Source organism: Fontisphaera persica (assembly GCF_024832785.1).
GTDB classification, from domain to species: domain Bacteria; phylum Verrucomicrobiota; class Verrucomicrobiia; order Limisphaerales; family Fontisphaeraceae; genus Fontisphaera; species Fontisphaera persica.
The window spans coordinates 618,508-639,887 of record NZ_CP116615.1; the positions used below are offsets into that span (position 1 = coordinate 618,508).

General features: G+C 58.9%; 14 protein-coding genes. 4 read left to right on the forward strand and 10 right to left on the reverse strand.

Annotated features, from left to right (window positions below; all coding sequences use genetic code 11):
- Positions 1–21: 21 nt before the first annotated feature.
- The 3 genes from rpoN to NXS98_RS02410 form a co-directional block, all read right to left on the reverse strand.
- Complete coding sequence (gene rpoN, locus NXS98_RS02400) at positions 22–1,524, reverse strand: RNA polymerase factor sigma-54 (protein WP_283846872.1); 1,503 nt, start codon at positions 1,522–1,524, stop codon at positions 22–24.
- A gap of 199 nt (positions 1,525–1,723) precedes the next feature.
- Complete coding sequence (locus tag NXS98_RS02405; protein ID WP_283846873.1) at positions 1,724–3,289, reverse strand: hypothetical protein; 1,566 nt, start codon at positions 3,287–3,289, stop codon at positions 1,724–1,726.
- Positions 3,290–3,371: 82 nt separating this feature from the next.
- Positions 3,372–4,709: a Gfo/Idh/MocA family oxidoreductase gene (locus NXS98_RS02410; protein WP_283846874.1), complete on the reverse strand. Its 1,338-nt coding sequence runs from the start codon at positions 4,707–4,709 to the stop codon at positions 3,372–3,374.
- Positions 4,710–4,773: 64 nt separating this feature from the next.
- Between NXS98_RS02410 and NXS98_RS02415 the strand changes: the two genes are divergently transcribed.
- Positions 4,774–5,898, forward strand: a complete 1,125-nt coding sequence (locus NXS98_RS02415) for an aldose epimerase family protein (RefSeq protein WP_425499926.1) — start codon at positions 4,774–4,776, stop codon at positions 5,896–5,898.
- A gap of 111 nt (positions 5,899–6,009) precedes the next feature.
- Positions 6,010–9,873, forward strand: a complete 3,864-nt coding sequence (locus NXS98_RS02420; protein WP_283846875.1) for a DUF748 domain-containing protein — start codon at positions 6,010–6,012, stop codon at positions 9,871–9,873.
- Between the two features lie 22 nt (positions 9,874–9,895).
- Here the strand turns inward: NXS98_RS02420 and NXS98_RS02425 are convergent, their stop codons facing one another.
- A complete protein-coding gene (locus NXS98_RS02425) occupies positions 9,896–11,977 on the reverse strand; it encodes a DUF5060 domain-containing protein (protein ID WP_283846876.1) in 2,082 nt (693 codons plus the stop codon).
- A 253-nt stretch (positions 11,978–12,230) separates the two neighbouring features.
- On the opposite strand from NXS98_RS02425, the gene NXS98_RS02430 reads away from it, so the two are divergent.
- A complete protein-coding gene (locus NXS98_RS02430) occupies positions 12,231–13,523 on the forward strand; it encodes an aspartate aminotransferase family protein (RefSeq protein ID WP_283846877.1) in 1,293 nt (430 codons plus the stop codon).
- Positions 13,524–13,535: 12 nt separating this feature from the next.
- Here the strand turns inward: NXS98_RS02430 and NXS98_RS02435 are convergent, their stop codons facing one another.
- The 4 genes from NXS98_RS02435 to NXS98_RS02450 all read right to left on the reverse strand — a co-directional run bounded on the left by NXS98_RS02435 (position 13,536) and on the right by NXS98_RS02450 (position 16,071).
- Complete coding sequence (locus NXS98_RS02435; protein WP_283846878.1) at positions 13,536–14,150, reverse strand: hypothetical protein; 615 nt, start codon at positions 14,148–14,150, stop codon at positions 13,536–13,538.
- Positions 14,147–14,473: a hypothetical protein gene (locus tag NXS98_RS02440; RefSeq protein WP_283846879.1), complete on the reverse strand. Its 327-nt coding sequence runs from the start codon at positions 14,471–14,473 to the stop codon at positions 14,147–14,149. The genes NXS98_RS02435 and NXS98_RS02440 overlap by 4 nt, the downstream gene beginning before the upstream one ends.
- Before the next feature lie 35 nt (positions 14,474–14,508).
- Complete coding sequence (locus NXS98_RS02445) at positions 14,509–14,727, reverse strand: hypothetical protein (protein ID WP_283846880.1); 219 nt, start codon at positions 14,725–14,727, stop codon at positions 14,509–14,511.
- Between the two features lie 306 nt (positions 14,728–15,033).
- Entirely contained in the window at positions 15,034–16,071 is a 1,038-nt protein-coding gene (locus NXS98_RS02450) for a glycosyltransferase family 2 protein (RefSeq protein WP_283846881.1), read from the reverse strand.
- A 126-nt stretch (positions 16,072–16,197) separates the two neighbouring features.
- Here NXS98_RS02450 and NXS98_RS02455 point away from each other — a divergent pair, with 126 nt between their 5' ends.
- Entirely contained in the window at positions 16,198–19,488 is a 3,291-nt protein-coding gene (locus NXS98_RS02455; RefSeq protein ID WP_283846882.1) for a PA14 domain-containing protein, read from the forward strand.
- Between the two features lie 129 nt (positions 19,489–19,617).
- Here NXS98_RS02455 and NXS98_RS02460 read toward each other — a convergent pair whose 3' ends face one another.
- Positions 19,618–20,250: a class I SAM-dependent methyltransferase gene (locus NXS98_RS02460; RefSeq protein WP_283846883.1), complete on the reverse strand. Its 633-nt coding sequence runs from the start codon at positions 20,248–20,250 to the stop codon at positions 19,618–19,620.
- Positions 20,247–21,371: a glycosyltransferase family 2 protein gene (locus tag NXS98_RS02465; RefSeq protein WP_283848110.1), complete on the reverse strand. Its 1,125-nt coding sequence runs from the start codon at positions 21,369–21,371 to the stop codon at positions 20,247–20,249. The genes NXS98_RS02460 and NXS98_RS02465 overlap by 4 nt, the downstream gene beginning before the upstream one ends.
- Positions 21,372–21,380: the final 9 nt, after the last annotated feature.

The following is a 21,380-nucleotide window of genomic DNA, read 5'->3' on the forward strand; positions in this document are numbered from 1 at the left end:
GGCGATGGGCCGGGTTCCCGCTCAATAAACTTTGCGGAGATTGGAGGGCAAAATGCCCAGTTCCGCCCGGTATTTCGCCACGGTACGGCGGGCAATGACAATGCCCTTTTCCTTGAGCAACCGCACCACCTCTTCATCGCTCAAGGGGTATTTGGGGGATTCGTTGCGGAATAACTCGGCAATCATTTCCTTGACGGTGGCGTTGGAGACGCCGTCGCCGGTGGTGGTTTGCAGCCCACTGGTGAAGAAGTAGCGCATCTCGTAGATGCCCTGGGGCGTCTGCATGTACTTGCCGGAGACCGCCCGGCTGACGGTGGTTTCATGCACTCCCACAGCCTCGGCGACCTGCGCCATGGTCATGGGTTTGAGGGCCGAGACCCCTTTTTCCATGAAATCGCGCTGCCGTTTGACGATTTCTTTGGCGATGTTGAGGATGGTTTGCTGCCGTTGATGAATGCTTTTAATGAGGAACTTGCCGGCCTGAATTTTGTTGCGGATATAGTCGCGCACCTCGTTGTCACTGTCCGCTTGGGACATCAAATCCTTGTACTGATTGCTGATGCGCAAACGCGGGATGTGCTCGTCATTAAGGGTGACCACGTAGTCATCACCGCTTTTGGTCACGAAAACTTCCGGCACAATGTATATGTCCGGTTCCGCGGAAACTGCCCGGCCCGGGCGGGGGTCCAGAGTGGCGATGCGCCGGGCGGCCTCCTGCACTTCCGCCACCGGCAGATTCAAGGCCTTGGCGATTTCCGGGAAGCGCCGGCGGCCCAGCTCCTCCATGTGACTTTGAATGATTTTATACTCCAGGGAATCCTGGCGCCCGGCGCGTTCCAGTTGCAGCAGGAGGCACTCGCGCAAATCCCGCGCGCCAACGCCGGGAGGGTGAAAAGTCTGAATGACTTTCAAGACCGCCTCAATTTGTTCTTTGGGCACATTGGTGGAGAAGGAAAGCTCATCCACCGAGGCTTTCAGATAGCCGTTTTCGTCAATGTTACCGATGATTAATTCGGCAATGGGGCGTTGCTCCGGCGAGAGGTCCGAAAGCCGCATTTGCTCCAACAGGTCTTCCTGTAAGGAAACGCCGTTGGTAAGGCTTTCAAACATGTAGGCCCGCTTTTCCTCGTCTTCTTCCCGGCTGCGAAGCGGGGTCTGTGTTTGGGAAAAGTGGTCCCGCCATTCCTGGTCCAGTTGTGCCAGCCGTTCAAACTCGGCCTGAAAATCGTCCACGGGCGCCTTGCTCTCGCGTTCCGTGGCGGGGTCATAAGTCACATCGGCAGGCGGCTCGGTGGGGTCCATCCGGCTGGAAGGAGCCTCCCCCAGGTCGCTTTCAGATTTGTCCGTGGTTTCGTTGGAGGAGGGGGGCAATTCTTCGAGGACAGGATTTTGCTGCAATTCTTTCTCCACCAGCGCTTTAAGCTCAAGAATAGGGGCTTGCAACAACGCTAGTGACTGTTGCATTTGCGGCGCCAGCACCAGCGTTTGCTTCAACGTCTGTGTCAGATGCAAACCTTGCGCCATCCACGGGTAATTTACCCTGACCGTGAGGATGCACAAGCAGATTTAGAAAAAACGGCACACAGATTGCTATCCCCGATGGAAATGGATTGGCCGGAAGGGGCGGGGGCTACAGCGGGCGTGCGTAAGCAGGGATGTTTTGATGAAGGCACGGCTTCCAACAGGTGATAGAATGCCCCTTCCCGTGTCCCAAGTTTAATCCTCAAGGCAGAGTGACAGGTTGGCCCAGTGATTTGGCCCAGCGCAGGGTGGACATGAATTTGGGGGAAAGCGCCGGGTTTTCGTCGTAATACTCCATGATGCCCCAACTGCCCCATTTGCTCCAGCGGCCCACGGAGGAAAAATAGCACAGGAGGCTCCCGCCCTCTTTTTGCCAGGCGGCGTAGTATTTTTCGTAAATCTGGCCCATGCGTGGATGGCGGTTGGCCTGATGCAGGAGGCGGGTGATTTGGTCATTATTGGTGACTTCACCCAACCCAACCATGTGTTGGCCGGCTTCGTAGGCGATCAATTGCAGGCCATATTTGTCTGCGATCTTTTTATTGCCTTGAATCCAGCGGATGCATTCCGGCAGCGCTTTGTTTTCGAGGTAATCTAGAGCCTGGTCCACCGTCCAGGCCGCCACCACTGCTTCGTTAAGTTCCTTGCCCTCTTTGGGGATGTTGCAACTGATATACGGAGCGATGGCCAGGGCATCGGCTTGTTTATAGGCTTCCTGCCATTCCACAATGCGCTCGGAAACGTAAGGATTGGAGGCTTGCGAGGCCAGCACCCGCACCAGACGTTCGCGGCCGCCGAAGACTTCCTCCCAAATCTTGAAGATTTGCACGGAGCGATAAGCCGTATAGCGCCAGCCTGCTTCCCAAGGTTTATCGGCAAAGCCCAGTTTGCGTCCTTCCTCTCCCGCCCAGCGGCTTTGTTGGAACATGCCATTCCAGAGCTCATTGGAAAGCTCGACATACACTTTGGCCTTGGGATGCAAACGCGCTTTGACCAGGCGGGCAAATTGGCGCACGTAGTCGTCGTCCGCCAGATGGGGCATGCAAAACCAGGCATCGGCCTGTTGCCGGTTGCATAAGTCCACCATCACCTCGACAGGAATGCCGGCACGGGTCCAGGTGAATTCTTCGAGCTTGGGGCGGTCCGCCCATTTTTGCTGTTTGGAGTTGTTCGTCTCCTGCCAATCCATGAAGCGGAAACAGGCGATTCCCCGCCAGCGCTGAAGGAAAGCGGGATGAAACACCTGCTCGCGGTAATTTTTTTCAAAGCCGGGCATGATGACGCGGATGTTGCGGGGATGATTGGCTGGATTGACTTGGGTAAGCCGCATAAAAAAAGCCCCGCGGGAGGCGTCCACTTTGAACACAATGCGCCCCGGCTGGCGGGATACGATGGTGCCGTTGTTGAACTCAAACTGGCCCTCCCCGTCGTAAAGCAGGGTGTACTCACCGGAGGGATAATGCCCGCCCTCAATGGTACACATCAGGGTTTCGGCAAAACAGTCCGGCTCCAACCGAGTGACATAGCCCAGCGAGTCCAACGACAGGGCAGGGCCTTTGCCCCAAGGCTGGCCTTTTTTCTGGCTAATCCACTGGCGTGCCAGCCGCGAAACATCCACAAAAGGCAGCTCGGTGTTCCAATCCGCCGGGCCGTTGAGGTTCATTCCCAGGCGCGGTTGTGGGGCAGGGGCGGCCGCTTGCGCAAGACTGGCCTGCGCTAAAACCAGGCCAAGGCCGAATACCAGGGCAAGTTGAAGAAGTTTTTTCATGAACCTATAAATATGTGTTGCTCCTGCGCTTGGCGGGAGGGCGCCGGACATGGAATTCTAGCGTGATGGTGTTGTGCTTAATTTAGATCACCGCGGGCACTTCAAACCCCTTGCGGCGTTCGCGGTCCAGGTATTGATTGGCTTCCGGGTCCTCGGGGAAGATTTCCTTGACCGGGTCCCATTTGAGTTTGCGGCCGGTCCAGCGGGCGATGTTGACCAGATGGCAGACGGTGGCCGAGCGATGGCCGATTTCGACATCGGCGGTGGGCAGTTTGCGGGTTTTGATGCATTGCAGCCAGTTCTCAATGTGCCCGGGGATTTTCGGCCGCTCTCGCATCAGTTTCTCATAAATGTCCTCGGGTTGTGAGTCCAGCCGCCCGCGGTCAATGCGCAGCCACCCTTTTTCCCCGTGCACCACACAACCAAAGCCTGGAGCATTGCCCGGCTCCACCACCACGCCGTTGGCGTATTTGAAATAGACCAGGGGCTCACTGGTGATTTTATCGCCGCGCGCCTTGCTTTCCGGTTTGTCGTAGGTGGGCGCTTCAAACTTTTTACCCTCGGGCCAGATTTCCACCGGGCCACTGTCGTCCATGCCCAGCGCATATTGAATCATGTCAAAGCCATGGGAGCCCCAGCCGGTGACCTCGCCACCGGAATGGCGCCGGAAAGACAGCCAGCCTGGCGCCGCCCAACCCGGTGAGCCGGGCTGGCCCACTTCGCGCGGTACATAAAGGGAGTTGCTGAAAGGCACCAGCGGCGCCGGGCCGCACCACATATTCCAATCCAGTCCTTCCGGCACCGGCTCGGGTGGCAGGTTATATTCCCAGGGGCTGGGATAATTGGAGGCCACCACTTTGGTAATCTTGCCCAGGCCACCGCTGCGCACAAATTCACACGCGGCCACATCCAACGGGTCAGAACGCTGCTGGCTGCCCACTTGGATAATCCGTTTGTATTTTCGGGCGGCGGTCACCATCCAGCGTCCTTCCTTGATGGTGAGTGACAGCGGTTTTTCCACGTACAAATCCTTGCCCGCCTGGCAGGCGTGCAACACGATGAGAATGCGCCAGTGTTCCGGCGTGGCCGTGACCACGGCGTCAATGTCCTTCTGGTCCAGCAAATGCCGGTAATCCTGGTAAGCCGTCGCCCCCAGGGCAGACGCATTTTTCTGAGCCCGCCCCAGGTGGACATCGGCGAAGGCGCCGATGCGGGCGGTTTTGCTGCGCAACGCGCCGGAAAGCAAACCGGTGGCCTGTCGGCCAATGCCAATGAAGCCAATGTTGATGCGTTCATTGGCCCCGGGCTGGCCATCGGCGCCCAGCACGTGGCGCGGGATGACGGTGGGGAGGGCAATGGCGGCGGAAGTGGCGAGGGTATGGCGCAGGAAATGCCGGCGCGAAATGGTGAATGACTTCATACGTGGGCATTTTGGCGGACACAAACCGGTTGTCAAGACAGGGGGGGCGGCGTAGGCTCTGGGCATGATGCAAAACTTTGTGCCTCGCTGGTTATTGGTGGGCGTTGCCATGACGGGGGGCGCGTGGGCTGCTGTGCCTGCCCCGGTGGTGGAACGGAATGAGTTTGGCAAGACCGCCGATGGGACGGTCATTGAGATTTTCACGTTGCGCAATGGCCGCGGCATGAGCGCCAGGGTCATGACGTACGGCGCCATTTTGGTGGACTTGCACGTCCCCGATCGGGAGGGCAAAACCCGCGACGTGGTGCTGGGTTTTGATCAACTGGAGCGCTATCTCAAGGGGCATCCCCTCTTTGGCAGCACGGTGGGGCGCTTTGCCAACCGCATCGGTGGCGCGCAGTTTGTACTCAACGGCCAGACCTACAAACTCGCAGCCAACAGCGGCAAAAACCACATCCATGGAGGACGCAGCGGCTTTGATAAAAAAGTCTGGAAAGCCGAGCCCTTTTCCACGGCAACGGCCGCGGGGGTACGGCTGCGTTACACCAGCCCCGATGGAGAGGAGGGGTATCCCGGCAATTTGCAGGTGACGGTGACCTATTCTTTGACGGCAGACAATGAATTGCGCATTGACTACGAGGCCACCACGGACAAGGACACCATCGTCAACCTGACCAACCACAGTTACTTCAACCTGGGCGGGCATGACAGCGGGGATGTGCTGGGCCATGAGTTGCAATTGTTCGCAGATTTTTACACGCCGGCGGACGAGGGTTTGATTCCCACCGGTGAGATTGCCTTTGTCAAAAACACACCCTTGGACTTCACCCAGCCCACCCCCATTGGGGCACGCATTAAAGAACTGCCCAAGACTCGTGGCTATGACCACAATTTTGTGTTGAAATCCGACGGAGTGACGCCGGCCTTGGGGGCGCGGGTCTATGAGCCGAAAAGCGGGCGGGTCATGGAAATGTGGACCACCGAGCCGGGCGTGCAGCTTTACACCGCCAATCACATGAATAATCAGCCGGGCAAGGGTGGAGCGGTTTATCAGCAGTATCAGGGCCTTTGCCTGGAAACCCAGCATTTCCCGGATTCCATCAACAAACCGCACTTTCCCAGCCCCATCCTTCGGGCCGGCCAAACCAAAAAATCCACCACGATTTTCAAGTTCAGCACGCGCTCCTGAATCGGGTGCCGCTTTGAAGACCCGCGGGCGCTGAATCGTCCCAGTTGAGGGATGGTGTTGGCGTTATAAGTGGAATTGAGCGATATTTTTCCTCCTGAACTGGAGAATTTTATGAGTGATCAATCGCAGAAATCCCCCGCAGCGGGACGCCGCTGGCTGAAATGGCTGGGTTTGGCTGCCGGGGCGGTGGTTATATTATTGGTGGCCGCCTACCTGGTGCTCACCAGCGGGTGGTTCGTCAAAAGCGTGGTGCTGCCACGGGCAGGTGAGGCCATGCAGGCCCGCTTAAGCGCAGAGGAGGCCCAGGTGTCTCCGTGGAGCGGAGTTGTGTTGGGCGGCTTCAAAATGGAAACCACCGGGGGAACGCCTTTGCTGGCGGTCAAACGCCTTTCCGTGCGGTACCCCAGCCTTGCCGATTTGCTCAAGGGCCGCATCATCCTGGATGAGGTTGCCGTGGATGGATTGGAGGTGCGGATGATGGAGGAGGCGGACGGCCGCAATAATTGGAGCAATTTGTTAAAACGTACCAGTGATTCCTCCAAGGCTCCACCCCCAACGTCGGCAGCGCCAGAGGTGCTGATTAAAAAGGTGGCCTTGGCCAATGCCACACTGACCTACCAGCGACGCCAGCCCACCAACGCTGAGTCCTTGGAAATCCACGGGTTGAACCTGACCTTGGAAAACCTGGGCAACCGGCAGACTGCGGCGATGAAGGTGCAGGCGCTGACGCGCTGGCAACAACTGGAAGGAACGAATGCGCACGCGCTGGGCAGCTCCCTCCAAATGGAAGGCAAAGTGGCTTTGGATGCCAACCTGGCCCCCGTTTCCAGCCAGGGGCGGCTGGCGATGGAGGTCCGGGAGGCTTCCGGGAAGTTCACTGAAACCCGTGCCTTGCAAGGGCAAATGGATTGGGATTGGACTCCCACGGAAATCAAACAAGGGACGCTGGCTTTCAGCCGCAGCAATCAACCGCTCGCCAACCTTCAGGTTCGCGGCCCCTTCCAACCCGCGCGCGGCGAGGGCAGGCTGGAGTTTGAGTTGGATCGCATTGGGGGCCAGGTCTTGAGTCTGGTGGCGGCGGCGGCCGGTTATTCCATCCCGCAGGCCACGCTGTCAGCTCGGGGGCAGGTGGAATTCACCGACCAGGCCCAAACCATCAAGACCGCCGGCATCGTGGAAGCTGCCCAAGTGCGGCTGGCGCAAAAGGGACGAGTGACTCCCCCCACCGACTTGCAAATGCGTTTTGTGGTGGAGGTCCAGCAGGCCAAAGAACTGGCCAATATTCGCGAGCTCGCCCTGACCGCCAGCTTGAGCAACCGGCCGGTGGTGCAGGCCACCCTGACCAGACCCATGAGCCTGGCCTGGGGCGCCACGGGGGAGGCGGTGGAAGACTCCGAGTTTTTGCTGACGGTGGACCGCCTGGATTTGGCGGCGTGGCAGGCGTTGTTTCCAGACTATGAGTTGGGTGGTCAGGTGGATTTGCGGGCGCTGGTGCAGTCCCGCAAAAGCGGCCAGGTTTTAGCCTTGGATGTCCGGGGCGGCGTGCGGGACTTGCGTTGCAAGGTGGACACCAATCTCTTCACCGCGCCGGAGATTCAGGCAGAGCTGCGGACGATTACCACGCAAATGCAGCGCACCGAACTGGCGCACTTGACGTTGCGGTATTTGGAAAAGGACGGCGTGGTGGTTTCGGCGTCTGCCACCGGCCACGTGGACCATGTGCGGCAGGATTTTCATCTGCATTTGGCCACCGAAACCGCCGTGCCGCAAATGTTGGCCAAAGTGGGGCTGACAAACGCCCATTTTGTTTCCGGCACGGCGCAATTCCGGGGTGAGGTGAGGCAAATCAATCACGCGCCTTCCAATGCGCCCGCGCCGCGGCTGACTCACTCCATCGTCAGCCAATGGCGCTTGAGCAGCCTGACGGGTAATTATGAGGGTTATCCGTTGGACCGTTTCAGCGCGGAAGTGGACAGCGATTTGTTGATGACCAACCAACTCCTCATCATCCGCAAGCTGCAGGCGCGCGTGGCGCAATCCGGCCAGCCGGCGGGATACCTGGAACTGGCGGGCCAACATCATTTGCCGCAGACCAACGGCCAGTTTTCCCTGCTGTTTTCCAACTTGAACGAGCGGCTTTTCCAAACGGCGGCCGCACTGCTGGGCTCCAATCGCCTGGATTCTGCGCGGGTGGATGGCGCGCTGCAGATGGCGTATGCGCCCGGGCAGTGGTCGGTCACCGGCGGTGTGCGACTGGCAAATTGCGTTTTGAGTGACGTGGCGGGCACCTGGCCACGAGAGCCGCTGGCCGCGGACCTGGTTTTGGATGTCAGCCAACGCGCCTCGGTGACTGAGGCCCGGCGGTTGCAGGCACGTTTTTCCCTGGGCCAGCGTGAAGCGGGCAGTATTGCCATGACCGGGCAATGGGACGCGCAGCGCACCAATGGCCAGTTCAAAGCCCAAGTGCAAGGCCTTAATGAACATGCCTTGCGGCCATGGTTGGCGGCGGCCATGGCCCCAGCCACGCTTACAAGTGTCCAAATTGACGCGGACGCTGAGGGCCGCTATCAGCCCGGTGCCCAGACCTTTTTGAATGCCACTTTGCAGATTAGTCAACTTCTCTGGCGGGATGCTGCCGGCCAGGCGCCTCCTGAGCCGCTGGCGTTTGCCTTGAAGTTGGACGCCGCTGCTTCGCAGCCAAATCGTTTGGAATTGCGCACCGCCAGTTTGCAGCTTACGCCCACCGCTCGCGCCACCAATCGCGTGCAGTTGGAAGGACAACTGGACCTGGCCAACCCGGCCGCCATCACCGGGCGTTTGGCGATTGCCTCGGAAAGCCTCGACTGGACCCCGTATCATCGGCTTTTCCAGGCATTGTCGCAAACCAATGCCGTAGCTCCGCCCGCCTCTCCACCATCGCAGGCCGAAGCAGCTCCCAGGACATTGCCGCTGACCAATTTTGTCATTACAGCCCAAGCCGGTCGTTTCTTTTTCGAGGAAATGGCCGTCACGAATTTGAGTGCGCTGGTGCGACTGGACGGTTCCCGGCTGAGCATTACCAATCTGACGGCCAGCATCAATGGTGCTCCGGCCCGGGGGCGGTTGGATTTGAACTTGGGGGTGCCGGGCTACCAATATGATCTGGATTTGCAGCTCCAACGGCTGCCGCTGGCCCCGCTGGCAGCTTCCTTCCTGACGCCCTCTCCGGATCCCTGGCAGGGGGATCTTTCGCTGGCACTGGCCATCCAGGGCACGGGCAGCACCGGCCCAAATTTGAAACAACATTTGAAGGGCCATTTTCATCTGGACCTGACCAACGCGGCCCTGCGCATCAAGCAACTTATCACCCCGCCACGCGGCTCGGCAGTGACGCCGTCTCAGCAGTTCTTGCGGGTGCTGGTGGGCATATTGGACCCCTTGCTTAACGCGGTGGGCGGCGCAGTGGGCGTGCCCAATCTCATTGCCCAGCCCTTCAACACCTCACGGCTGCAAATGGAAATAGGGCAGGGGACTATTGAATTGCGCGATTTTACGCTGGCCAATTCCACTATCATTGTGGGTTCGCGGGGCCGCATCCCCATGGCTGACTTGCTGATGGCCAGCCCGCTGGATTTGCCGGTGGAAATATCCCTGTCAGTGCCGCTGGCCCAGCGCCTGCAAATTGCCAGCGCCGCCCCGGGAGCCACCCACGTCAAACTGCCCGACTTTGTCGTGGTGCGCGGCACGCTGGAGAATCCTCAGACGCGCCTGAACACCAAAGCCATTACCGGCACGGCTTTGCAACGCGTGGGCAAGGAAGTCGGAGGGGAAGCCGGCGCATTACTGCAGGGGGTGGGTAATCTTTTGGGCGGCGGCGCCAAACCGGTCACCAATGCTCCGGCAAAACCAGCGCCGCCCAGCCCGGCTCCGCCCAACACCAACGCGCCGATTAATAACCTGATTGATGATTTGTTCCGACCCAAACCCAAGCCTTGATCGTCTGGGGGGATGGGGCATTTTATTGGCCACGGATTTGCCAGCGGATTTTCACCGCCACGTCCCGGCGGAAATCAGGGATGGCCATTTTGATTCGGCCCTCTTTGACCGGAAGGGTTATTTCCTGTAGCGATTGTCCTTTGCGCGTGTCGAACCATTGCGCCTGACAAGTGGCGGCGGGTATTTCGGCCAATTCCAATGCGGCGCCACTGACCAGGGGAGCTTCCTGTTTTTCCATGGCCAGATTCCACCAGGTGGCTTGTGGGTGCCAAATCCAAAAATAAGCCAGGCCATCTCCTTTTTGTCCAAAGGCCTTGAGCGGCGGCGTGGCAAGGGCGGGAGTGGGTTTTAGTTGGCCGCGGTTGAAGGGAATGTCGCGGGCGAAACGAGCCAGCGCGGTGTAAACGGGATAGGCGTTGCGCCGGTGAATGTCATCCCAATACCAGTGGCAGACGGTGCTGCCGTAACCCAGCGCCAGGGTCAGCCAGAGGCCATTATGCAAATGCACCCATTCCTGGTCCTGGTCCAACTGTGGGGCGCGCTGCCAGTTGGCGTCGGTGATGCCATATTCCGCAAAGAACAGCGGGCGGTCTTTCAATCGGTCGCGATTCAATTCAAACTGAGTGGTGATGCTGGCCACTTCGTCTTTCCAGATGTCTCCCGAAGGGGGGCGCAGGTAATGATGTTGATTGGCGGCGTCCAAGTCCGGGTGGGCGTAATCTTTGGAGGGCGAGTGCCAGGTGCTGTTCACGCGCAAATGCCGGTACACATCCACGGTATCCAGGTAGCGCGCCAGTTCGGTGTAAAAGGGTTCGGTGGGCAGGCCCGGGTCCATTTCATTGAAGTACTCCCATGCGGCCACGTGAGTCGAGTATCCCCAACGCGCCACCGCATAGCGCAGCAATCGGCGGGCGTAATCAGTGGCGGTGCGATAAGCCCGCCCGCCGGCCTGGCGCAAATGGTGCATATAATGGTCGCGGGTGAATAAAACGATTTGCAAATGCACCCCGCTTTGCTCGGCCGTCTCCAGAATCTGGTCCAGATAAAAACAATCACGCGCATTATAGACACCCAACACGGGGCGGTTGGGGTCTGCTTCCTCCAGCAGCTCCGGCCCGCCGCGGGCCTCCTGCAGGGAAAAGTCGCGCATATACACCGCGCCCGCGCGATTCAGGCGAAAGACCATTTGCGGCAGGACGGCCCAATTTTGATTGGTGAACGCCAGGGTGTAGGGCGACCATTGCCGGCGGGAGGGGAGAGTTTGGGGGCCGGCCAAATCGAAACTCGCCTCGGCCTGGCCCTCGGTGCGGTAGCTTAAGCGAAATGTGTATGCCGTTTGGGTGCGCAACACCACCGGCTGGGAAGGGTTCATGGTGACCGCAGCCCCGGCCTCGCCACTTAACTTCACGCACAACCGGTTGGCATGGAAGCCCGTGGCGTCGGGGCTGACCACCAAGGGCGGATTCCAGTTCCACGAGCGGCCCCACGCGCTTTTCCGCGCCTCGATGCCCAGCCCCCAATCCTCGGCGCAGGCCCATACGCGGGCAAAATTGCCGCCAGCGGCGCCCAAACGCCGGAGCATTTCCCCCTGCAGGGCCACCTCTTTGATGAAGGCCACGTTTTGGCCGATGGCAAAAAACGGCGTGCCATCCGTAAATTCCAAATATCGCGTGTCATTGGTGGAGACGCGCAGAAAGCCCCGGCGAGCGGAAGGGCGGGATTCAAAAGTAAATTCCTCGGACTGCACGGTGCCCGCCCGGTCGGTGAGCAAAGCCCAGGCACGATAGCGGCCGGTTTCCGATGGTGCGAAACGGGCTTTCCATAATGCCGGACCGCTAGGATACCAAAGCTCGCCACCTTCTGCCCGGCCCGGGCGCGAAATTTTTTCGTAGGGTTGATAATAAAAGGCGGGCAAGGTCAGCCGGTCTCCTGAGGGAGTGACCATTTCCACCCGCAAATCCACCTCCAGAGGATCGTAAGGATTTTCAGCCACGGCTTGAATGGGGAACGTGAATTCAATTCTCTCGAAACGTCCCACGCTGGTTGTCGAAAGCTCCACCGGCAGCCGCCGGTCTGCGGGGGCGGCCGTTGCGATTTCCACCATGATAAGCCAGAAACAAAGCCAAAGGCTGGCACAGTTCATCCCAGAGAGCTTCATAGCTTTATCCTGACACATCGGGCAGGGGAGGCAAGGTTGGACGCGTATGACGGGCTGCGCTTTTCGGTGTTCTCCAGGGACGCGCAAGGTTTAGTCGGCGGAGGGAGCCTTTGCGCCTGAGGCCTTCCTGCCTGCGCCGATTCATAAATAAGTTGACGGCGCCGCGCATTTTTCTTTTGCTGCGCGGGTTGGTGTGCACATGCAAACGACCACACAAGCCATGTCTGCGGGGAACGGCCTGACCTGGGAGGCCGTTAAAAGTTGTTTTCAGCAATATGTGGTGCCCAGCTATGGGCGCTTTGACCTTTGTTTGACACGCGGACGGGGCGCGTGGGTGTGGGACGTGGAAGGCCGCCAGTATCTGGATTTGGGCGCTGGTATTGCGGTATGCAGTCTCGGCCATGCGCACCCGGAGCTGGCGGAGGCGCTGGCGGAGCAGGCCCGCACCCTGGTGCATGTGTCCAACCTTTACTATCACCCTTGGCAGGGGCGGCTGGCCGAGCGTTTGACCCACTTGATTGCCCCGGGCAAGGTGTTTTTCGCCAACAGCGGCGCCGAGGCCAATGAGGGGTTGTACAAACTGGCCCGGCGCTTTGGGCATGAGGAAGGCCGGTTTGAAATCATCACTGCCGTCAACTCCTTTCATGGCCGTACGCTGGCGGGCATCGCCGCCACCGGACAGGACAAGGTCAAGAAGGGGTTTGGCCCTTCCGTGCCGGGCTTCCGGCACGTGCCCTTCAATGATTTGCAGGCCGTGAAGGAGGCGATTTCGCCGGCTACGGTGGCGGTGTTAATCGAGGGAGTGCAGGGTGAAGGTGGCATTACTCCGGCCACGCCGGATTATTTGTTGGGGTTGCGGCGGTTGTGCGATGAAAACCGTCTGCTCCTGATGATGGATGGAGTGCAATGCGGTTATTTTCGCACGGGCCGTTTTCAAAGTTTCCAGCGCATTCTTGAGGGTATATCCGACGCGGAAGGTTTTCTGCCGGATGCCATTTCCATGGCCAAATCGCTGGCGGGCGGCATGCCCATGGGGGCTTTCTGGGTGCGGCAGCCTTATGCGGATTTGCTGGGACCGGGAAGTCACGCCACCACCTTTGGCGGCACGCCGCTGGCCTGCGCGGCGGCCTTGAAGGTTCTGGACATCGTGGAGCGGGACCATTTAGCCGACAACGCCCGCGCCACTGGTGACTGGATGAAACAGCAGTTGGAAAAGCTGGCGGCCCGCTTCCCGCAATGGATTAAATCGGTGCGGGGCCTGGGTTTTATGCTGGGCTTTGAACTGGCCGACAAGGCAGAAATACCGGCCTTTGCGGCGGCCGATAAACCCGCCTCCCTGCAGATGGTGCAACGGCTGCATGAGGCGGGCGTGCTCACCATTCCCTCGGGCAACCAGGTGGTCCGCCTGCTTCCTCCGTTGAACCTGACCCAAGAGGAGGCAGCGTTGGGGATTGGAAGAATTGGGGCGGTCGTCGAGAAACTGGGCTGCTGACCTTCGCGAAGGTCAGCGTTCGTCCGGGCGTGTCAGCGTGATGCGATCGCTCCATGCCTCCGCATTTTTCATTTGTTTACGCAAAAATTCCTGTAAGTCGCCGGTTTCCGCCGTAAGCACAAAATACGCCTCGGAAGGGTCATCCCCCGGGTTGGTCCGCCATTGATGGCGTAGGGCTTTGGGGTTCTTCTTCAGCCAGTCTCTCATCCATTTATAGTCCAAACCCTGCAGGGCCAGCTTGCCGTCTTCCAAACGCACCCGCACCACATAGTGCGATGGAATAGGCGGCGGGACGATGTTTTCAGCGAATTGTCCAAACAGGTTCAAGAACCACTGGTCATCGAGTTTGAACAGATGCCCGGTCATTTTGGATTCCTTCCCATCGGCGGAATAAGTGACGAAGTAGGCCTTGGCTTCATGCTCGGCCGGTTCAAAACGCCAGCGCTGGCCTTCACCTTCCCAGCGGCCCAACAGGGCGGGTTCAAAAAACACATTCTTTTCCTCGTAAAAAGGATTAACCGAGATAACGAAGCAACCGGTGAGGCAGAACAATGCCGCAACCAGCACCATGCGGCCCATCTTCCTCGCCGCAGGCCAGTCAGACCCGGCAGGGATGACTCTTTTCATGGCGATTTTTTGTCTGCAGGCGCTTCTTCAGGTTTTTCAACCACCCGGCGGCGCATGATGACATCGTCCTCATCCATCCATGCGATTTCAAAGCCCTTCGCCGCCAGAATGTTAATGCCCCCAGTAATATACCACATCCGCTCATCGGCTTTTTCCGGCCGACGGCGGCCCCCAAAAGGAATGACTCGCTGGGTGGTGCCATCCGGCCAGACAATGGTGGTTTGGTCACCGGCAAATCTAAAGTAGGCATATTCCCATCGTACGGCATCCTGGCTTGCCGGTGGTTTGGCAGGAGTCTCGGCGGCACGGATGGCTAAACCCATGCTGGCCAGTAAGAGGAGAGCAGCGAGCCATCTTTTCATTGTTTTTTCCATTGTTCGTAGGAGAGAATCGGGCGCGGGGCCAAACCGCTTTTCTCACGCTCCATGTTAATTCTTTCCGCCTCTGCGCGATAATCCAAGTAATGTCTTCGGTCTTCGGAATCCATGATGCGGTCAACGATACACCCATTACTTGCCAACGCCGCTGTTAGAACAAGAAGCTTAAATCCGGACCCAAAAGACCACTTGAGTTTCATAGAACAGATTTATAAAGCTCTCATTTCCACCATGTCAACCCTGGGATGGAGGCCATCAGCTCTGGCTCTGGCGGGAGATGTTGACGTTGTGCGTTGGGGAGATGAAGCTTATTTGCTCGGGCGGCCATGGACTCATTACCCCGACAACCGCCCATGAATCACAGACCTGAGACACCTCACCCCTCCGCAATCCCACCAAATATTCGTGAAAATCTTCAAGCAAGCCTGTCCACGTAATATTGGCACAATGGCGTGGAGTTCCCCCATGCCCAGCCCCATGATTTCATCAAGGCAGAATAATGGCGCTCAAGCCGCCATGAGAAAGTCCTTGCCTTCGACGAATCCGCGTTGACGGAGAGCTTGGCGGATGAGTTGTCGAGCACCTCGATTGGCCACATAGCCGGCTACAAATGCCTTGTCCGGGGGGGGTAATTGCTCGGGCAGTACAGTGATATGGCTGGCGCGGCCAGGCTGGCATTTGGCGGGGTCCACATCCACGTAACCCGTGATGGTGAGGCCGTGGTTTTCAAGATATGCCGCTCGTTTCCGGGTCACCCGCCCCGCGCCCCAAATCCATAGGCTTCGTCCTTGCAGGAGGCGTTTGACGGTGCGAGCCAGGTAATAGGCCTTCATCTCGTAAAAGGCTTCCTGGCTGTAACGCGGGTCCTGGCGCGAGAGTCTCTGCGGGGAATCATTCCAGATGATTACGCGGTGTTTGACTTTGGCCACGCCCACGCCGGCGTCCATCCAGCGGAGCCAAAGCTCATAATCTTCGGGAAAAGGGCCGGCCCGATAGCCATCGTAGCGGTCTATGAGATTGCGGCGAAACATGACCGAGGGATGGGCAAAGGGGGATTCGATAAAACGGTTCAGGTAAATATCCTCTGCCTTGGTCAGACTGTTCATCCAGTCCACATGCAGCGCAAACCCCTGGTTGGCGGCGGCTTCGCCGCCATATTCGACCAGCCCGCCCACCAGTCCCAGTTCACTGTCCCAGTCCAGCAATTCCACCTGTTTTTCCAGCCGGTCCGGGTAGCAGACGTCATCGGCATCCATGCGGGCGATGTAACGTCCGCGGGCCTGGCGCAGGCCGGCTTCCAGCGCGGAAACCAGGCCTTCATGGGGACGGCGGAGAACTTGGATGCGGCGGTCATTCAAGGCCAGATGCTGGGCGATTGGGGCCGAGTCGTCCGTGGAGCCATCGTCCACCACGAGCAGCTCCCAGTCGGATAAAGTTTGGGTGCAAATGCTGCGGATGGCGGCGCGCAGGGTGGCGGCCGCGTTATACACGGGCAGCAACACCGTGACCGCCGGCTCAATAAATTTGGCTCGTCCACGCCGCATAAGACGGGCCTTGACACTATCGCTCCCCGGCAAGGGGCATCAAGTGAGGAATCGCTGTTAAATTAAGGTTGCAGTTAGGCAAAAAATGGATATACAGGTAGTTGAAACCCAAAAAAGCAAAGCCTTATGAAAACGCTGACTCGACGCGTGTATTCCACGTTTCACTTCACCCTCCTTTGTGCCTTTGCGGTATTATTAGTGGGACTCGTACCCAGCCATGCCGCCAATATCTTGTGGGTCAGTGACAATGGCACTGACAATACTTTTTCGGATGCGGGTAATTACGCGGATGGGGGATTTATCACCATCCTGCAAAATGCGGGCCACACGGTGACCCGCTACAATGGCCCGAACAGTCAGAATACCCGTTTGACTGCACAGGAACTAACTCAAATCAACAGCTTTGACCTGATTATCATAGGGCGCGCTGTCACCAGCACGGCTTTTCAAAATCCCCAGGTCATTGACTGGAATGTCAACATCACCAAGCCGTTGATGACCATCAATGCTTATCTGGCAAGAGCAAGCCGTTTGGGCTGGTGCACAGGCAGTACGATGATTGATGGCACCCCTACGCCGGTGCGGGCCCTAAATTTGGCTGATCCGGTAACGGAGTATATCTTCAGCGAAGTCGCCATGAACGGCAACGTCACGGTCAACCCGTATGATGAGGCTCTTCATCGCAACACCAGCCAGGTTTTGGAGGGACCGGTGAGCGGCGGCCGCGTGCTGGCCGTGGCGGATTTTACGGATTTGGGCGGTACCGCCCGCAATAATATCCCCATCATCATGGAATGGCCGGCGGGAACGCCGGTACGGGGCGGGGCGGATGTTTTGGGCGGCTATCGCATGTACTTTGCGGCCAGCAGCCGCGAGCCGAACGGCGGCAATATCTTGACCGACTGCGTCGAGAATCTGAGCGCGACGGGCGAGGCCATGTTTATCAAGGCAGTGGAGATTGCCATCAACCGCGGACAATTGCCTTTTGACCCTTCATCGGCGGTGGGCTTTGCTGGTAATTTGCAGGATGTGACCGTGCCGGAAGGGACCGTGGTCACGCTGAGTGTCAACGTCACTGGGGCGCCGCCGCGCACCATTCAATGGCAGCAGTGGGATGGAAGCGGGAGCTTCACCAACATTGAGGGAGCTACGGGTACCTCCCTGCCTTTGGGCGCGGTCATACCGCCGCAAGATGGGATGCAGTTTCGGGTCATTGCCACGAACCGCAACGGCAGCGCGACCAGCGCTGTGGCGCGGGTGACGGTCATCACGGACACCAATGCGCCACAAGTGACCCAAATCACCGCGGATGTGTCCATGAATCAGGTTTCACTGTTTTTCTCGGAGCCAGTGCGCGCGGCTGAGGCGCAAAACATGAATAACTATGTTTTTACACCGCCTCTGGGAATTCAAAGCGCCACCTTGTCGGCTGATGGCCGCCGGTTGCAAATCGTGACAGAGCCTTTGACGCCGGGACAACTATACCGACTCATGATTGTGGAAGGCATCCCCGACCGGGCTTATTACACCAACTGGCTGGCGGCGGGCACCGAACTAACCTTTTATGCCTGGGTTCGCAGCCAGGGCTTTTTGGCGGCGCAAAGGTACTTTGGCATCAGCGGCAACGATGTGGCCTCCCTGATTAATTCGCCCAAATACCCCAATGGATGGGATGAACTTTTCCATGTGAACTCGGCCCAGACGCTGCAATCGGCGCCCAATCGGGACAATTATGGCGGGCGGCTGATTGGGTGGTTGCGTCCGTTAGAGTCCGGATTCCACACTTTCTTTATTCGCGGGGACGATGGCACGGAGCTGCGGCTGGGCACCACGGATGACTTTACCACCTTGAGTGTCGTTGCTCAGCAGGCCACCGCTAATCAACCCTTTACCTCTGGCCAGTCCGTATCCATTTATCTGGATGCCGGGCAGCGTTATGCGCTGGAGGCGCTTTGGAAAGAGGGGACGGGTGGCGATTATGTGCAGGTGGCCTGGCAGCCGCCCTCTGGCACGGGGCCGGTGATTATTCCTGCCGAGGCCCTGGAATGTCTGGCGAATCCCTCCGCCAATCAGGTAACCATTACTGCGCATCCCCAGAGCCGCACCGTTCTGCAAAACCGCACTCATACTTTCACGGTGGCGGCCACAGTGACGCCAGCGGATGCGCCGGTGGTTTATACCTGGCAGCGCTGGAATGGTGTGGATACTTTCACCAATGTGGCCGTGGTTTTGACCAATGCCTACACCACCCGCTTGCTGACGATGGCAGATGATGGGTCTCAGTGGCGGGTTTTGGTGGCTGCGCCCGGCGTGGTGGTTACCAGCGCGGTGGCCACCTTAACTGTCAGTCAGGACTCAACTCCACCGACGATGTTAAGGGCCATCAACAACCCCGGCAATCCCACCGCCATTATTATTGAGTTCGATGAGTTGGTGAATCGTGCCATCGCCGAGAGTTCGGCCTCTTACGTGGTTACCAACTTGTGGGACAATTCAACGGTGCCGGTGAATGATGTCACCTTGCCAGTGTTGTCTGCTGATGGCCGCACGGTGACGCTTTATGTGACGGCGCCGTTGACGAATGGCACTTATTACACGATAACCGCCCACGCTTTTGACCTGGTGGATAATTATGCTTTGGTCACCCGGCGCATTGAACGCACGGGTTTGTTGGCGCCCAGCGGCCCACAAGGCTTGGTGGTGGTCGAGGCCGAGGATTACGACGAAATGATTTCGCGCTCATGGGAGGGGGTGGAGCGTTACTGGACCCTGGTCACCAACCGGGCCGACTTCTCTGGCCGCGGCGCCATGCGCGCCCTGCCTAATACGGAGGGCAACCGCCCCGGTGGCAATGAAGCGGCATCGTTGGACTTCTTTGTGCAATTCCCCGGCCCGGGACGTTATTTCGTGTGGGTGCGTGGTGGAGCCGAAGGCGGGGCCGATAATTCCATCCACGTTGGATTGAACAACACGGTGCCTTCCTCGGCCCAGAATGTGCAACAGGGATATGACCTGGGCATGTCGGGCTGGCATTGGGGCAGCGTGAGCGATACCACCGGCGGCCGGGTCTATTTGGACATTCCCAGCGCGGGGGTGCATCGCGTGCAGGTGTATATGCGGGAGGATGGTTTCTACTGCGACAAGATTGTTTTGACCACCGACATGAATTACAGCCCGGCCGGCATAAATGCGGGTCTGGGGCCGGAGCCTTCAGTCAAGGAACTCCCGGCGCCTGTGTTGCGGCTGCAGGCTTCACCGGTCACTCAAGGGTTACAATTGAGCTGGCCGCTCTTTGGTACGCGATTGGAGCAAGCGGACAACATTTTGGGACCGTGGCAGCCGGTCACCAACGCCGCCAGTCCATTCTTGGCTCCGCTGACGGGCGCGCAGAAGTTCTACCGGGTGGTGCTGCCATAATCCGTCCCTCTTCAACCTGACCTTGTTGTGTTGCACGCGCCGCGCCGCGGGTGAACAACCCCGGCGCGGCGAGGTTTCAGGGTTATTCCTGGCCGGTTCGGCGAGCAGTTCAATCTTGATTTGCCGAGTTCACTCCTGAGAAAGGCTGGGGTGATTCATGTCTTGCTTCTCCAGCCAGGCGATGAAGTGCAGGGAGCGCTCGAAGAACCAGGAGGCGGGTGGGGGATAAAGGTGGAGTCGCCGCAGGCAGGTGGTGGGACGGAGGCCGAGTTCAGACCAGGTAGTTTGCCATTGGGCCCACGGCCAATAGTTGTAGGGCAGGGCCACCCCATGCCGGGCGTTGCCGACCCAGTCCATGAAGCGCAGTGTCGGCCCGGCCAGCCAGCCCTCAAGACAATGGTCTTTGATGAGCAACCCGCGGCGCGACACGCGGACGGCTTCGCGCAACAGGATTAGGGGATCGGCGGTGTGGTGCAGCACATCCACAAACATCACCACGTCGTAATGACAATCGGGGCACGGGATGCGCTGGCCGTCAAATGCCTTTACCGGGATGAATGTTTGGGGACGTATTAGCACGTCCAGACCTTCGATGCGCACGTCGGGCCGACGCTCCCCCATGGCCCTGGCCACGCGGCCATCGCCGCAACCGACATCGAGGACGGAGGCGTTGGGGGGCAGCAGGGCGGCTAGATGACCGGCAAGGACGCGCACACGGCGCTCAAACACCAGGCGTCCGTGCAATGTATCCAGGCAGCTCATCGGCGTTTCAGACCCAGCACGCTGAGGAAGAAGCTTGAGAAAATGGTCTGGATGCCCAGCACCAGGGCCAGCAGGGCGGGAATGATGGTGCGCAGGGTTTCGGTGGGTTGCAGCGGGCCAAAATGGGTCTGACCCCAGCTCCAAACGGCATACACGGAGCCAGCCAGACCCATGAGGGTAAGCACAAGGCCGGCCGTTAATCCCACTTCCAGGGTGATAATGCGGTAAAGTTTTTCCAGCCGCGGGTCAGACGGGAGCAAACCCTCGCTGATGGCAAAAACCTTGGTGAAGACGGCAAATAAGACGGCTTGATAGCCCATCAGCACCATCATGGCTCCGTAAAGCAGGGTATGCACATCCAGGGTCACGTCGCCCACTTGTCGAGGGCCGGGCAACAGCCAGCCCATGAGCAGAATGCCCAGCAGCATCATCAAACCGCCAGGAATAAGAAACAGCCAGCGCGGGCTGTACAGCAGCATGAAACGCAGATGCCGCCAGCCGTCGCGCCAGCGGCGCAGGTGGGGCGGGCGGCCGCGGCCGTCGGGGGACAGGGTGACCGGCACCTCGGCAATTTTCAATCCAAGCAGGGCAGCCTTGACCACCATTTCGCTGGCAAATTCCATGCCGGTGGTACGCAATGCCATGCGTTCAGCAGCTTCCTTGGTGAAGCCGCGCATACCGCAGTGGAAATCGCGCGCCGGCGCCTGGAAAAACAAGCGGCCAAGCCCCGTGAGCACGGGGTTGCCCAGGTAACGGTTTAGCCAGGGCATGGCCCCCGGTTGAATGCCGCCGCTAAAGCGGTTGCCCATCACCAGGTCATAACCTTCGCGCAGTTTTTCCACAAATGGCCAGATGGCGGACCAGTCGTAACTGTCATCCGAATCGGCCATGATGAGATAGTGGCCGCGCGCGGCGGCAATGGCGCCCATGAGCGCGGCCCCGTAGCCTTTGACCGGGACCTCAACCACGCGCGCGCCCAGGTTTCGCGCAATGTCCTGGGAGCCATCAGTACTGCCGTTGTCGCCGACTACAATTTCGCCGGCAAGGCCGTGGCGCTCGAGGGCAGCTTGCGCTTTCCGGATGCAATTGCCCAGCGTTTTGGCCTCATTCAGGCAGGGCATGATGAGGCT

What these genes read in the sequence shown, in the direction of transcription:
- NXS98_RS02460 (WP_283846883.1), bottom strand. Translation starts at nt 20,250, where the DNA reads ATGAGCTGCCTGGATACATTGCACGGACGCCTGGTGTTTGAGCGCCGT.
- NXS98_RS02440 (WP_283846879.1), bottom strand. Translation starts at nt 14,473, where the DNA reads ATGGGTTTAGCCATCCGTGCCGCCGAGACTCCTGCCAAACCACCGGCA.
- NXS98_RS02405 (WP_283846873.1), bottom strand. Translation starts at nt 3,289, where the DNA reads ATGAAAAAACTTCTTCAACTTGCCCTGGTATTCGGCCTTGGCCTGGTT.
- NXS98_RS02430 (WP_283846877.1), top strand. Translation starts at nt 12,231, where the DNA reads ATGCAAACGACCACACAAGCCATGTCTGCGGGGAACGGCCTGACCTGG.
- NXS98_RS02415 (WP_425499926.1), top strand. Translation starts at nt 4,774, where the DNA reads ATGATGCAAAACTTTGTGCCTCGCTGGTTATTGGTGGGCGTTGCCATG.
- NXS98_RS02410 (WP_283846874.1), bottom strand. Translation starts at nt 4,709, where the DNA reads ATGAAGTCATTCACCATTTCGCGCCGGCATTTCCTGCGCCATACCCTC.
- NXS98_RS02445 (WP_283846880.1), bottom strand. Translation starts at nt 14,727, where the DNA reads ATGAAACTCAAGTGGTCTTTTGGGTCCGGATTTAAGCTTCTTGTTCTA.
- NXS98_RS02465 (WP_283848110.1), bottom strand. Translation starts at nt 21,371, where the DNA reads ATGCCCTGCCTGAATGAGGCCAAAACGCTGGGCAATTGCATCCGGAAA.
- NXS98_RS02435 (WP_283846878.1), bottom strand. Translation starts at nt 14,150, where the DNA reads ATGAAAAGAGTCATCCCTGCCGGGTCTGACTGGCCTGCGGCGAGGAAG.
- rpoN (WP_283846872.1), bottom strand. Translation starts at nt 1,524, where the DNA reads ATGGCGCAAGGTTTGCATCTGACACAGACGTTGAAGCAAACGCTGGTG.
- NXS98_RS02425 (WP_283846876.1), bottom strand. Translation starts at nt 11,977, where the DNA reads ATGGTGGAAATCGCAACGGCCGCCCCCGCAGACCGGCGGCTGCCGGTG.
- NXS98_RS02450 (WP_283846881.1), bottom strand. Translation starts at nt 16,071, where the DNA reads ATGCGGCGTGGACGAGCCAAATTTATTGAGCCGGCGGTCACGGTGTTG.
- NXS98_RS02420 (WP_283846875.1), top strand. Translation starts at nt 6,010, where the DNA reads ATGAGTGATCAATCGCAGAAATCCCCCGCAGCGGGACGCCGCTGGCTG.
- NXS98_RS02455 (WP_283846882.1), top strand. Translation starts at nt 16,198, where the DNA reads ATGAAAACGCTGACTCGACGCGTGTATTCCACGTTTCACTTCACCCTC.